Here is a 12,896-nt window from a genome sequence, read left to right as displayed (position 1 = left end):
GCGGTATAAGATAAGGGCTGATTAATCAGCCCTTATTTTTTATATGAATAATGAATTAAAATCTATCTATGAAGCAGTTTGGAATAACTTATTAAAAGATTTGTATGCTTTTGAGCATGCGAATGAATATACCTCACCATTGTTATTAGAATTTCCAGATGACTACTTTAAACCTGAAAACAAAAGAATCATGTTTTTTGGGCAAGAGACTAGAGGGTGGCAAGATAAAATTGATAATCAATTGCCATCAATTGAAAAAATCATGAATGGATATCAACGATATTTTATTGATAACGACATGAAATATCTTGATCAGAAAAATCAGAAAATGATTTCGCGTAGTTCATTTCGTTCTGGGATCGTTAATTTAAGAAGAGGTTTAAAAAAGAGAAATTTATCTGTAGATTTAATATGGAATAATATTAACAAAATTGGTCGTCATGGTGAAAAGGTTGGTATTAATTCTAGAGTTAGAGAAATTGAATTTGAAAAATTTAATATTATTCCTCAAGAAATCGAGTTACTTAAACCTGATTTTTTAGTTTTTTTTACAGGTCCTTACAGAGATAAAGAAATTTTAAATAAGTTTCCAAACCTAACAATTGAAAAACATCTAAATTTTAGCTCTAAAGAATTAGTTTTGATTAAGGATGCTGAAGGTAAAGTTATTGGTTTAAGAACTTATCATCCAAATTATTTAAAAGGTTTTTATTCAATGCTTGAGCCGCATTGTTTAAACCTCATTACAGAAGTTCTAAAATAATGAAAATAGGAATTTTTTGGTACTTTAAAACCCAGATGATTGGCATTTCTCATCATTTTAATCAATCAGATCAAGACTCACTTGGTCTGATTGATAGCACATATACCCACGTTGAATATCGGGAAACACCCAAGCAATCCTTTACAAATTTATAAGAACTTAAATACGAAGACATCCCACGTGGGCGCGTTATATACAATTCTAAAAAACAGAAAACCTATGTCTATCTATATGGATGCTAAATTACTCAAAAAACCTATAGCCAAACAAGTTGTTGCATTTTTTGAACTAGATTTTGATTCGGTGATTTGGATGAAAGCCCCACACTATAAAACTTAAACTTTACAGCTCGCCCAATACATCGTTTAATCGCCACATTGAAAAATGATTTAGCAAGTTGATATAACAATGGCAAAACAATCCCGATTCCTCTGTATTGGTGGTTTCTTAAATAGAACTCAAGTCAAAGATCAAGGCGATAGCTTTATCTGTGTCGAAAAAGGTAAAAACGTCACTTATACCAAAAAGGAAATTTTCCATCCGGATGCTTGGGATCATGACTACTATGTGTGTGAAGACACAACCGAAAAGCAAGCACGCAACTGGGTATATGACCTCGAGAATTAATTTTGCATCGCTAAAAGGATTCAAAAAATTCTTGGACATGAAATTTCTTAAATAGCAGACATTAAAAAGCCCCTTGATTAGGGGCTACTCATATACACATGAGAAGACTTTAGAGTGTTCAGGTTCCTGACTGTAACTTTCATTAGATCCTGGTAAATATCCATAATCCTTTAAATTTACCAATACCCGAGTATTTTCCACCAAATCCCACCTAATACTATAAAAATAAGCATATTGATTACACTCATGGCAAAACCGGCTTTCCACCATTCACCGAGCGTTGTATAACCTGAACCGTAAACAATAGGTGAGGTTCCGGTCGCATAATGGGTGAGGGTCATCATAATACTTGAGGCCGCAGCCATCATTAAAGCAAAGTACATTGGGGGTGCACCTACCGCAATACCCGCTATGTAAAATGCCGAAAACATGGCGGTAATATGTGCCGTTGTACTGGCAAAAATATAATGGGCGTACATATAAGACAGGAGCAAAAACATGGACGCAGGAATCCAGCTTAAACCCATTTGTTCAATGCTTGCTTGTAAAGCACTGGAAAACCATGCAATCAGTCCCAGTTTATTGAGAAAGGTTGCCATCATGACCAAGGCTGAGAACCATGTGATGGTGTCCCATGCGCTTTTATGTCCCAAAACATCATCCCAGGTCAGAACACCAGTCAGCAGCAAAAGTGATAATCCAATAAATGCGGTGGTCGTCGGATCTAATGACCACATATCGCCAAGAATCATGGCCGGTATTCCTGCCCAGAGGACCAATAAAATTCCGAAGACAATCAGCATAATCATTTCATGCCTGCTAATCGGTCCCATTTCTTTTAAACGATCTTTGGCAAATTGCGCAGCATCCGGGGTCTTCTTGATTTCCGGAGGGTATATTAAATAGAGGGCAAGCGGCATGACGGCGAGTGCCACAATCCCGGGTAAAAGCATTGCCAGTGCCCATGTAGTCCAACTCAAGGAAATTTGACTGTCGGTTGCATCTGCAATCAGTTGAACGATTAACGGGTTAGGTGCAGTAGCAGTAATAAACATCGCAGAAGTAATTGGATTGGAATGGTAGTTAACCAAGGCTAAATATTTACCGATTTTACCTTCTGTACCTTTTGCCGGATCTGAGTCAAAACTGCTAGCAATGGAGCGGACAATCGGGTGAATGATCCCACCGCCACGTGCAGTATTACTTGGGGTAACTGGAGCAAGAATTAATTCTGATAAGGCAAGGCTGTATCCGATTCCAATGGTTCTTTTGCCCCAGACGGCAATAAAATAATAACCTAGCCGAGCACCCAAACCTGTTTTTTGCAATCCTTTTGAGATCATGATGGAGATCCCAATCAGCCAAATCAGTGGAAGAGCAAAGCCACTGAGCGCATCTTTAATCGCATCAGCGGGGTTTTCTGAAGTTACGCGTGTAATGGCGACGAGAGAAATTGCAATAATTGAAATGGCACCGATAGGCATCGCTTTACCTATAATGGCTGCAATGACGCCTATGAACATGGCAAATAGTAACCATGCATTTGCTGTAACTTCTTGTGGTATTGGAATGAAAAGCCAGATAATCAGTGTGATAGCCACAGAAACTAATGTTGGTATTAATTTAAATCCCATCACGACTTACTCCCGCACATTATAATAATTATTATTTGACCTGATCATAATGATCATACCTAATGTTGAAGTCTAGCCTTCGTAACATATCCTCAATAAAAAAGAGCATAGGCTTTAAAAGAAGTTTTAACAAAATTGATTGAATTATTTATCTAAGATATTATTATTATTAATAATTTTATTCTAACTGTATACTAATAATAGTAAAGGTAAGTTATATTCAGATACTTAAAAACTCCTCTATATGGAGTAATTTATTTACATAATAGGCATGTGTTTCAATAAGCACATTTTATTGCTGTATGCAGGCATAAAAACATAATTGCTGGAATAATATATTTCTTTCTTTTTATTATTCAACCATGAGTAAGTCAATATTGTTCGCCTATTTTAATGGACGTAAAGCAAAGACAGAACGAGTGTGACGTACGCCTTTCATTGAATATAAGTTTTTATGCAAAAAAAAACGTTCATAATGTTCTGAATTTTTAACGGCAACTTTGACCAGATAATCCTAATCACCGGTGACTAAATGAGCTTCAACCACTTCAGGCATATTGGCTAACGCTTCACTGAACTCATTTAAAATTTCATCATCAGGACGCTCAAGTGTAATCTCAATAAAGAAAAGTTCATTGATCCCCATAATACCTTGGCATTAATATTGATTGTATATCCTTGGATAATATTATTATTTTACAGACCTTTAGACGTGTCCAGTAAGTATGAAGTCGACAGGTTTACTTTCTCTGCCAGTTTGGTCACGCTCAGGCGACCATCCTTACGTAGTTCACCAAGAATTTCATGATCAATTCGATCACAACATAATTAGTGTTGGCTATGATGAATAAGAGCATTTCAAGCTATATAAGTAAGTTATATTCTTGATAACCAATAAATTGATGATACTTTGTGTATTAGCGTTTACTTGCATTAAAATTAAGCAAGCTGATAAATATTTAATGGAATGCAAGAGATCGTAGATATTCTCAATTGAGTAAAGCTTTAACAAAAACAGTTATATATATAACCTTTCTCTAGTTGATCTGTAGCTATATATCACGGAATAATAAATAATAAAGCCGTACTGGACTTACATATGAATTATGAACTGGATGCTTTTCTAACCATTGTAGTGGCTGTTTTCGTTTTAATGGTCGGATTTTTGGTGGTCAATAAAATCAGCATTCTAAAACAATATAATATTCCTGAGCCTGTTGCCGGGGGACTCGTAGCTGCCTTCATTACTTATATCTTATTTAAAAAGTTTAATATTACCGTCAATTTTGATGCCAACATTCAGCAGATATTTATGTTGATGTTCTTTACTTCTGTAGGACTCAGCGCCAGCCTAGTAAAGCTGAAAGAAGGTGGCAAAGCGCTGCTGCTATTTTTGGGTTGTGTCGTGGCTTTTGTCGTCGTCCAGAATGTGGTCGGAATCAGTCTGGCCAAGGCTTTAGGTCTAGATCCCCTGATTGGTCTGATTACAGGTTCAGTGACCTTAACCGGGGGGCACGGCACGGCCGGCGCATGGGGGATGGTCTTTGAGCGGGAGTATGGTGTTCAGGGTGCAATTGTACTGGGAATGGCAAGTGCAACCTTTGGTCTGATTATTGGCGGGATGATGGGCGGGCCAGTAGCCAAGTTTCTGATCCGTCGTTATCAATTGGCAGAAGAAATAGCACCACCAAGTTCAGGTCGTAATGAAGCACCACCTTCATCTGAAACAGCGCCCTTCGAATATCCAGAAAAAACACGACTGATTACAGCAGATGATGCTGTCAAAACTTTGGGCATGTTTGCCATCTGTATCAGTTTTGCCTATTTCATGACGGCAATCGCCAGAGGACAATGGTTTGAGCTACCGTCTTTTGTATGGGCTTTAATGTGTGGAGTAATCTTACGGAATTTTCTGGAAAATATTCTTAAGATTGAAATTTTTGACCGCTGTATTGATGTTTTTGGAAACGCATCACTATCTTTATTTCTAGCCATGGCATTGATGTCATTACAGTTATGGTTGTTGGCAGATTTAGCCGGTGCATTGGTGATTATTTTAATTGTACAAACCCTTGTACTTGCACTTTATCTCTACTTTGTGACGTTTAGAGTTATGGGCAAAAGCTATGATGCGGCAGTACTATGCGCAGGACAATGCGGGGTGAATCTGGGTGCTACCCCAACAGCAATTGCCAATATCCAGGCGGTAACCAATACCTATGGACCTTCACATAAAGCCTTTCTGATTATTCCTCTGACAGGTGCTTTCTTTGTAGATATTGTGAATGCGGTGATGATTCAGTTTACGTTGAGCATTTTTGGTTAATGATATGTATGTCGTGTGAAATACCCATAAATATTTTTCATAAATTTCAGGCAATAAAAAGCCCCATGGTTAGGGGCTAGTCGTATACAGGTCAAGCCCATATACTGTAAGAGGCTCATCTCAAACTGAGAGTATTAAAACACAGCAGCCTTCAAATAACTATCTAAATCTGACTTAAACTGCCAATTGTTGTTCAATCACCGGCCACAAGTTTTGATGTGACTTTTTAAACATCAACATATGACCAATCGCTTTATGGTCATAGTTTTTAGGCTTTAATTCAATCATTTGAGTGTCTGCATTTGGGTATAAACGCAGTAAATCTTTTACGTTTGCAGCCGTTGCAATTTCATCATCCGACGACCAGATGGAGATAATCGGGCACGTAATTTCAGCATGATAATCTTCAAATACGGTTTTACCGATCGCATTCATGACATAACCCGGTTTACTGCAAAATTGCGCCCATTGTTTAGCCACATCTTTTGGTAGGTTTTCACCCATACCAATGGCTTGGGTTGGACCGTATCCCTTGGTCATACGCGCTAATGGGAAAATGATATTGAACATGACCGGGGCCAGCAGTTTGGTTTTACCTTTTAGTCCTTTTAGGTGTCCGGTTGAGCCGGCCACAGCGACCACTTTTGCGACTTTGCCGTAATTCGGTACGATGCCTAATAGCTGACCACCGGCGCTATGACCCAATAAGATGACTTGCTCAGTTTGAGTTTTGCATAATAAGGTGTCTATTGCCGCAGGAATATCCAGCTGTCCCCAATTTACAATACTGGCTTCAGACTTGTTTAAAGGGCCGTGTAGGGAGCGACCAATGCCACGGAAATCAAAACTTAAAACATCATAACCTTGCCTAGCTAGCCATTCTGCAAAAGCTTGGTAGAAATGCTGGGTAATGCCAGTTGCGGGGCAAATTAAAACCGGATAATTATTTTGACTTGAATTTTGTTTAGGATAAAAACGGCTACTGAGAGAATATCCGTCTTTACAGCTAATTTCTAATGATTCAAAAATACTCATATTTAGAACAAGCGTTCAATTTATCTTATGACTACTGTACCCAAATTTTAAAAAGAAACTTGTGTAAATAATGACTTTAAAGTCAGAATAGCACTCTAAAAATAAGGATATAAATCAATGAATATTGGAAGTTTAAATCATTCTGTTTCGCTGGCCATTATATTTAGCGGTATTTTTCTTTGGGTGGGTATGCTGACTGGGGTGTGGAAATATTATCAAATACGTCATTCTGAACAGGCGCGTGCTCATTATTATGTCGATATTGCCCATAGAAGCAGTTTGCTTTATGCACCCGCCAGTTTAATTCTGGCGGTATTGGCTTATTTTTCCATCTGGGATGAAGGGCTTAATTTAATTTTTGTGTTGATCAATCTTTTCTTTTTTAGTTTTTCAATTTTAAGTTATATCTTACATGGCTGGCTTCAAGATACCAGTAACCAATTTAAACAGCCACATCAAATGGGACGTTGGCATTTGCCAAAATGGATGCTCAGTAGTGTGATGATTCTTTTGGTGATTGGCGAATTGGGCGCTACAGCAGGGTTGTTGCTTGGAACAATAATGGGATTAAATGGATTTTGAATAAGAAGCTGTGACTAGATCATATTTATAATTTTTATTAATTTTTTTTCTAAAAATGGGTGATAAGTCACCCATTCTTTATTCGGTAGAATTAATTTGTTTCTGTTGGCGATACTTGTGATCAACCACAGCCCAAATATAAAAGGCGATTGACACAATAAAAGCATATAAAAAGTATTCAGGTTTTAGATTGCCTTGAATCAAACCATGAATAATAATTGTCACGAGCAGAGCAGCAGTCGTACTCAAATAGGTGACCATGTTCTTATTTGCTTTTAGAGCATTAATGAAGACTTGTTTATTGAAATGTATTGATAACATCTCCATCCCTCCTGTTGTTTTTGACTCTAAACCTAATTGTTTTAGTCTGATTAGTCTCTATTGTTGTACTGCTTATTTAAGGTTGTTTCAATAGCTATTGTCATTATTTTGTAATAAAAGCATGTTAATACATAAATTTATTGGCAGATGTAAACAAAAATTCAAATATTAGATGTTTTTAGTACAAAGAGCAGCTATCGTTCACTGTCATGCTCATCAATAAATAAGCTTTCTTCAACAATAGTAGATAGATATATAAGTAAGCAATATTGATGCCACCGGCATATAATGTGGTTTATTAAAATAACCTGAATCGCGGATAAGGTTTTTTCTTTAAAATCATAAAATAACTATAATTTTATGATTGATTTTAATCAGCTTTTAGTGTTGTTAGATCAAATCATAGACTTTTTTATGCTCAAGCTGATGAATAAGTCTCAAGATAAATGATCTCTCTTTCTTAAGCATGATTCGGGTTAAAATAGCAGATATTGTGATAAGTAATGATGAATCCTCACTCATTATTTTTAGTTTGGAAGATATAAACAGAAAACTGCGCCGGTAAGAGATGTAAACAATAAAACTCTGTTTGGATAAAACTCGATGTTTTATTGATCACGATTAAAATCATGCTTGGGTAAAACCTGATTTTAACGACATCAGTTTTCGGTTATTTTTTAACTTTGTCGATCACAATGGCAATTATCAGCACGAGAGTGGAGGGAATCAGCCAGGCTAAATTTTGTGCATTTAAAGGTAAATGCTGTACGATTTCAGGCAAGTTAAAACCTGCAACTTTAAGTCCATCCAATATGCCAAATAAAAATGCAATCGCGGTTACGGGTGCAACCACGTAAGTAGGCTTATTAAAAAACTTCCAGCAGAAGCTGAGCAGAATGACCACAATCGCTGGTGGGTAAATTGCGCTTAAAACAGGCACAGATACGGCAATAAGTTTAGTTAAACCCAAGTTTGAAATAATGAACGAGAAGCCCACCAAAACAAAAACCAGGATTTTATAAGGCACTTTAGTCAGTTTGGAGAAGTATTCTGCACATGCACAGGTTAAGCCAATGGCTGTAACCATACAGGCAAGGAAAATCATTCCGGTTAAGAACAGCGAGCCAATATCGCCAAATGCATGTTGCACATATGCATGCAGGATCACTGCACCATTTGCTGCATTTGGAGCAACTTCATGACTGCCTAAACCTAACTTGAACAGGCTTAAGTAAACTAGGGTTAAACCCACACCAGAAATCAGACTTGCGATCACTGCATATTTAGTCACCAGTTTTTTGTCGGTTACACCACGTGAATGAATCGCGTGAATAATGACAATACCAAAAACCAATGCACCTAAAGTGTCCATGGTCAAGTAACCATTAACGAAACCTTCAGAAACAGGAGCAGTCACATAGTTATCTATTGCAGGTGGAATGAATCCAGCTGGAATTGCAAATGCAGCAATACCCAACACAGCCAAAGAAATGATCTTTAAAGGTGCAAGGAAGTGACCTACAGTATCAAGCAATTTATTTGGGTATAAAGAGACTGCTGTTACAACGGCAAAATAAATTGCACTGTAAATGAGCAGACTGCTACTTGCTGTACCAAAATAAGAAGAAAAACCGATTTCATAAGAAACCGTTGCTGTACGTGGAGTTGCAAATAAAGGACCAACAGCTAAGTAGCACACGACAGTTAAAATCAAACTGGCAATTTTACCTAAAGGTGAACTTAAATTTTGGATGGATCCTTCTACACGCGATAACGCCATAATGGTGATAACAGGCAGACCAACTGCGGTGATTAGAAAACCTAAAGCAGCTAACCATACATGCTCACCCGCTTGTTGGGCGACAATCGGAGGAAAGATAATATTGCCCGCACCAATAAAAAGTGCAAATGTCATAAAACCTAAGGCAATAATATCTCTTGTACGGAGACTTGTCATAGAGGGGAGATGGAGTGACCAAAAGAGGCAATTTTAGAGGATAGAAAAGCATTTTGGTACTTTATTTATTTAGGTTATGACTTTTATTTATATTTCTATATCACGATATGAATAAATGGCTGATTTGAGGTTGATTTATATTGTTGATTATTGGGTGGAAAATAACAAATAAAGAAAAATAGTCTTCTGTTATAAAGATTTACACACTGTTTAATTTTTTTGTAATGACAGTCTAAGTGCATATAAATTAGTCATTAAAATCCTAAATTTAGCCACTCTTTTTCCTTTTCTCCCTGTAAATAAACAAAAAAATGGTAAAAGGTCTATAATCATAAGCCTTATTTACGAGGATGATGCAATGAAAGCTTCCACTGTTACCATTAAAACTGAGCAAGATCTCGAGAAACTGCGTATTTCGGGGCGTCTGGCAGCTCAGGTTTTAGAAATGATAGGGAAGTATGTCAAGCCGGGCGTGAGTACAGAATATCTGGATGACATTTGTAATGATTTCATTGTAAATACTTTAAAAGTGATTCCCGCCAATGTTGGCTATTATGGTTATACCAAAACTACCTGTATTTCACCCAATGAAGTGGTATGTCACGGGATCCCATCGCCAAATACCATTTTGCAAGATGGCGATATTATCAATATTGACGTTGCGATTATTAAAGATGGTTACTTTGGGGATACCAGTCGTATGTATTATGTGGGTGCGGTTAAGCCTGAAGCTAAAAAACTGGTTGAAACCACTTACGAAGCTATGGTTGCGGGTATTCATGCAGTGAAACCAGGTGCAACGCTAGGTGATATCGGTTTTGCCATTCAGTCGGTTGCCCATCGTGAAGGTTATAGCATAGTGCGTGAATATTGCGGTCACGGCATTGGTAAGGTTTATCATGAACAACCGAATGTTTTGCATTATGGTCAACCGGGTCAGGGGCTTCAACTCAAAAAAGGTATGGTCTTTACCATTGAACCGATGGTCAATGCCGGTAAACCGCGTGTGAAAGAGCTTAAAGATGGCTGGACAGTGGTTACAGCAGACCGCTCTTTAACTGCACAATGGGAGCATATGGTTGCTGTGACTGATACCGGTTTTGAGCTTTTATCTCCTTGGCCAGAGGGTACAGGTTCCTATCCTGCAATTTAATTGGCAATTTTTATATGAAATAGAGTGTTTTAACTTCTGGTTAAAGTTGGTTTATTTTGTGTACTAATAAAGTTTTAAAAACGATTGGTTGTAAAATCAAATCATTGTTTTTATTAGGTAAATTTATTTTTATTTTTTTTTATTATATTTATTAAATATTAGATTCTTATGTGTTTTTTTCGTATTATAAACGTATAGATTCTAGCTGTAGTTTCTTTTTTCAAGTTTATAGGCTTATCCACCTCGGGTAAGCTTTTTTTTGTCTAAAATTTTTCATTAGATCAAGTGATGGTTCATATATTGTTTATAAGCATCATTTTTTTGCCCCATTCGTGATGACTGAAATGTATATATGTTAGTTGCTTTAAATATTCAGCCATCCATCGTGAAAAAATTAATATTTACTGAGCTGCTCTACTAAATAATCGATAAAGACACGCACAGCAGGCAATAGTCCACGGCGCGATGGATAAACGGCATGGAAAATGCCATGTGGTGCTTTCCAGTTCGGGAGTACGCGAACGAGTTCACCACTTTGGAGATAGTCTTGCACAATGGTATCCGGTAATAAGGCGATCCCGCAATTTTGTCTGGTGAGTTGTGCCAGCATCATCAGATCAGAACCCATCACCATTGGGTTAACCTTGATTTTTTTCTGATTATTGTGTTCATCGTGTACCACAATATGCTGATCTAAATGTTCATCGGCCATACTCAGAATTTGGTGCTGGCTTAAATCTTCCGGTTGTTTTAATTCTCCAAATTCATTTAGATAAGCCTGACTGGCAAATAAGTGCTGTTCAATATTTTCAAATTTGCGTATCACCAGGCTCGGATCATTATCTAGATTTGAGCGAACACGTAATGCGATATCAATACCTTCATTGATGATATCGACACGGCGATTACTGACAATGAGCTGGATTTTAATTTCAGGATAGGTCTTGAGGAATTGAGGCAAAATTTTGGCAATTTCATTTTGCGCAATGGAGACGGGTAGACTGATCTTAATCACGCCGCGCGGTTGGATACTTAAGTGATCAACCAGATCATGGGCAGCTTGTGCAGCATTCATCATGACCTGTGCGTGACGATAAATATTCATGCCAATATCAGTGACTGCAAAATGGCGCGAACTGCGTTGAATTAACCGAACCCCCAAATGCTCTTCCAGATTATAAACGCGACGACTTAGCTTTGATTTGGGGATATCGGTTGCGCGTTCCGCGGCACTAAAGCCCCCATGTTCAACCACCAATGCAAAGCAATAAAAATCATCAAGATCAGACAGCATGTAAAAATTCCATTTATGCAACAATATTCCAGATTAAAGGTTTATCGTTTCAGTTTGTCAATTTTAATTTTTCAGAATTGTATTGGCTATCTCATTGAGACAACAAGGCTAAAGTGGCATAGCGATACGACTGACTTTTGTTTATTTTATTACTTGGATGCTTCTAGTTTTAAGTATCGCTTGATTTAAAAATATTTAAGCTGCGTGTTGGAAAGGTGAAGATGTGAATAGAGGAAAAATGCCATGGAACTGAGGCATTTACGTTATTTTGTCGCAGTGCTTGAGGAACAGAGCTTCACCAAAGCTGCTGAAAAATTGTTTATTGCCCAGCCTCCTTTGAGTCGTCAAATTCAAAACCTAGAAACTGAGCTGGGTACTTTGCTGTTTGAGCGTGGAAGTCGACCATTAAAACCTACCGCTGTAGGATATTTCTTTTATCAGCAAGCGGTGAAGCTGTTATCCAGCGCAGACCAGTTAAAGTCGATCACCATGCGTGAAGGCATTATTAAAAAAACCATCACTATTGGCTTTGGTGGTTCATTGTTGTATGGATTATTGCCGCGAGTGGTTTATTTGTTTCGTCAGCAACAGCCGTATATGAAAATTAACCTGGTTCAAATGAATGCAATGGAGCAAATAGATGCGCTTAAAGAGGGGCGTATTGATGCCAGTTTTGGTCGGGTCCGAATTTCTGATTCTGCAATCAAGCGAATTTTATTGCGTGAAGAACCATTGATGGTTGCTGTGCATTCAAGTCATCCTCTTGCTGCAGAAGAACATGGGGTCAAACTCGAGGGAATTGTGGAAGAACATGTATTGTTGTATCCCAATCAACCCAAACCGAGTTTTTCCACTCAAATGAAAGGTTTATTTTCCGAGTATGGTTTAGAGCCGAAGAATTTAACCGTAGTTGAAGATATTCAACTGGCTTTAGGTTTGGTTGCTGCAGGTGAAGGTTTATGTATTGTTCCAGAAAGTGCCAAAACCGTGCAGTTTAAGCATCTGAATTATATTCCTATACTGGATGATGACGCTGTTAGCCCTGTATTTTTGATTATCCGCAATGCTGATAATAGCGATTATATTCGTTCATTATTAGATAGTGTTTATCAAGTTTATGATCTGGAAGCCATCAAATATGATCGTCGGATTTTCTAGGATTGATCGGTATTGAATGACTTTATTTATTATTTAATTGCTCTGT

The 12,896-nt window shown here is 37.6% G+C and carries 11 protein-coding genes and 1 pseudogene; 6 read left to right on the top strand and 6 right to left on the bottom strand.

All coding sequences use genetic code 11. The features are described 5' to 3' along the window. Positions 1-43 precede the first annotated feature (43 nt). Positions 44-763, top strand: a complete 720-nt coding sequence (locus ACKI4H_RS01440) for a hypothetical protein (protein ID WP_407303366.1) — start codon at positions 44-46, stop codon at positions 761-763. 408 nt (positions 764-1,171) lie between these two features. Beyond that, entirely contained in the window at positions 1,172-1,390 is a 219-nt protein-coding gene (locus ACKI4H_RS01435; RefSeq protein WP_407303365.1) for a hypothetical protein, read from the top strand. A gap of 176 nt (positions 1,391-1,566) precedes the next feature. On the opposite strand, the gene ACKI4H_RS01430 is transcribed toward ACKI4H_RS01435, so the two are convergent. Beyond that, positions 1,567-3,024, bottom strand: coding sequence for a DASS family sodium-coupled anion symporter (locus ACKI4H_RS01430; RefSeq protein ID WP_407303443.1), 1,458 nt, complete (start codon positions 3,022-3,024; stop codon positions 1,567-1,569). A gap of 385 nt (positions 3,025-3,409) precedes the next feature. Next, positions 3,410-3,837 (bottom strand): annotated as a pseudogene (locus ACKI4H_RS01425) (Lrp/AsnC family transcriptional regulator). A gap of 286 nt (positions 3,838-4,123) precedes the next feature. Between ACKI4H_RS01425 and gltS the strand changes: the two are divergent. After that, a complete protein-coding gene (gltS, locus tag ACKI4H_RS01420; RefSeq protein ID WP_407303364.1) occupies positions 4,124-5,350 on the top strand; it encodes a sodium/glutamate symporter in 1,227 nt (408 codons plus the stop codon). A 174-nt stretch (positions 5,351-5,524) separates the two neighbouring features. Here the strand turns inward: gltS and ACKI4H_RS01415 are convergent, their stop codons facing one another. Beyond that, positions 5,525-6,385, bottom strand: a complete 861-nt coding sequence (locus tag ACKI4H_RS01415; RefSeq protein WP_407303362.1) for an alpha/beta fold hydrolase — start codon at positions 6,383-6,385, stop codon at positions 5,525-5,527. A 117-nt stretch (positions 6,386-6,502) separates the two neighbouring features. Here ACKI4H_RS01415 and ACKI4H_RS01410 point away from each other — a divergent pair, with 117 nt between their 5' ends. Further along, positions 6,503-6,967: a hypothetical protein gene (locus ACKI4H_RS01410; protein ID WP_407303361.1), complete on the top strand. Its 465-nt coding sequence runs from the start codon at positions 6,503-6,505 to the stop codon at positions 6,965-6,967. A gap of 78 nt (positions 6,968-7,045) precedes the next feature. Here ACKI4H_RS01410 and ACKI4H_RS01405 read toward each other — a convergent pair whose 3' ends face one another. Then, on the bottom strand, positions 7,046-7,288 hold the full coding sequence (locus ACKI4H_RS01405) for a hypothetical protein (protein WP_407303360.1): 243 nt from the start codon (positions 7,286-7,288) through the stop codon (positions 7,046-7,048). A 670-nt stretch (positions 7,289-7,958) separates the two neighbouring features. Continuing rightward, positions 7,959-9,245 carry a branched-chain amino acid transport system II carrier protein gene (brnQ, locus tag ACKI4H_RS01400; RefSeq protein ID WP_407303359.1) on the bottom strand — a complete coding sequence of 429 codons (1,287 nt, stop codon included), beginning with the start codon at positions 9,243-9,245 and terminating at the stop codon, positions 7,959-7,961. Positions 9,246-9,603: 358 nt separating this feature from the next. Here brnQ and map point away from each other — a divergent pair, with 358 nt between their 5' ends. Next, entirely contained in the window at positions 9,604-10,398 is a 795-nt protein-coding gene (gene map, locus ACKI4H_RS01395) for a type I methionyl aminopeptidase (RefSeq protein WP_407303358.1), read from the top strand. Between the two features lie 394 nt (positions 10,399-10,792). Here the strand turns inward: map and ACKI4H_RS01390 are convergent, their stop codons facing one another. After that, a complete protein-coding gene (locus tag ACKI4H_RS01390; protein WP_407303357.1) occupies positions 10,793-11,692 on the bottom strand; it encodes a LysR family transcriptional regulator in 900 nt (299 codons plus the stop codon). 243 nt (positions 11,693-11,935) lie between these two features. On the opposite strand from ACKI4H_RS01390, the gene ACKI4H_RS01385 reads away from it, so the two are divergent. Further along, on the top strand, positions 11,936-12,850 hold the full coding sequence (locus ACKI4H_RS01385) for a LysR substrate-binding domain-containing protein (protein WP_407303356.1): 915 nt from the start codon (positions 11,936-11,938) through the stop codon (positions 12,848-12,850). Positions 12,851-12,896: the final 46 nt, after the last annotated feature.

This window comes from Acinetobacter sp., from assembly GCF_045628685.1.
Taxonomy (GTDB): Bacteria; Pseudomonadota; Gammaproteobacteria; order Pseudomonadales; family Moraxellaceae; genus Acinetobacter.
Note: the sequence above shows the minus strand (reverse complement) of the source record. Positions and strands in the feature narration are given on the sequence as shown.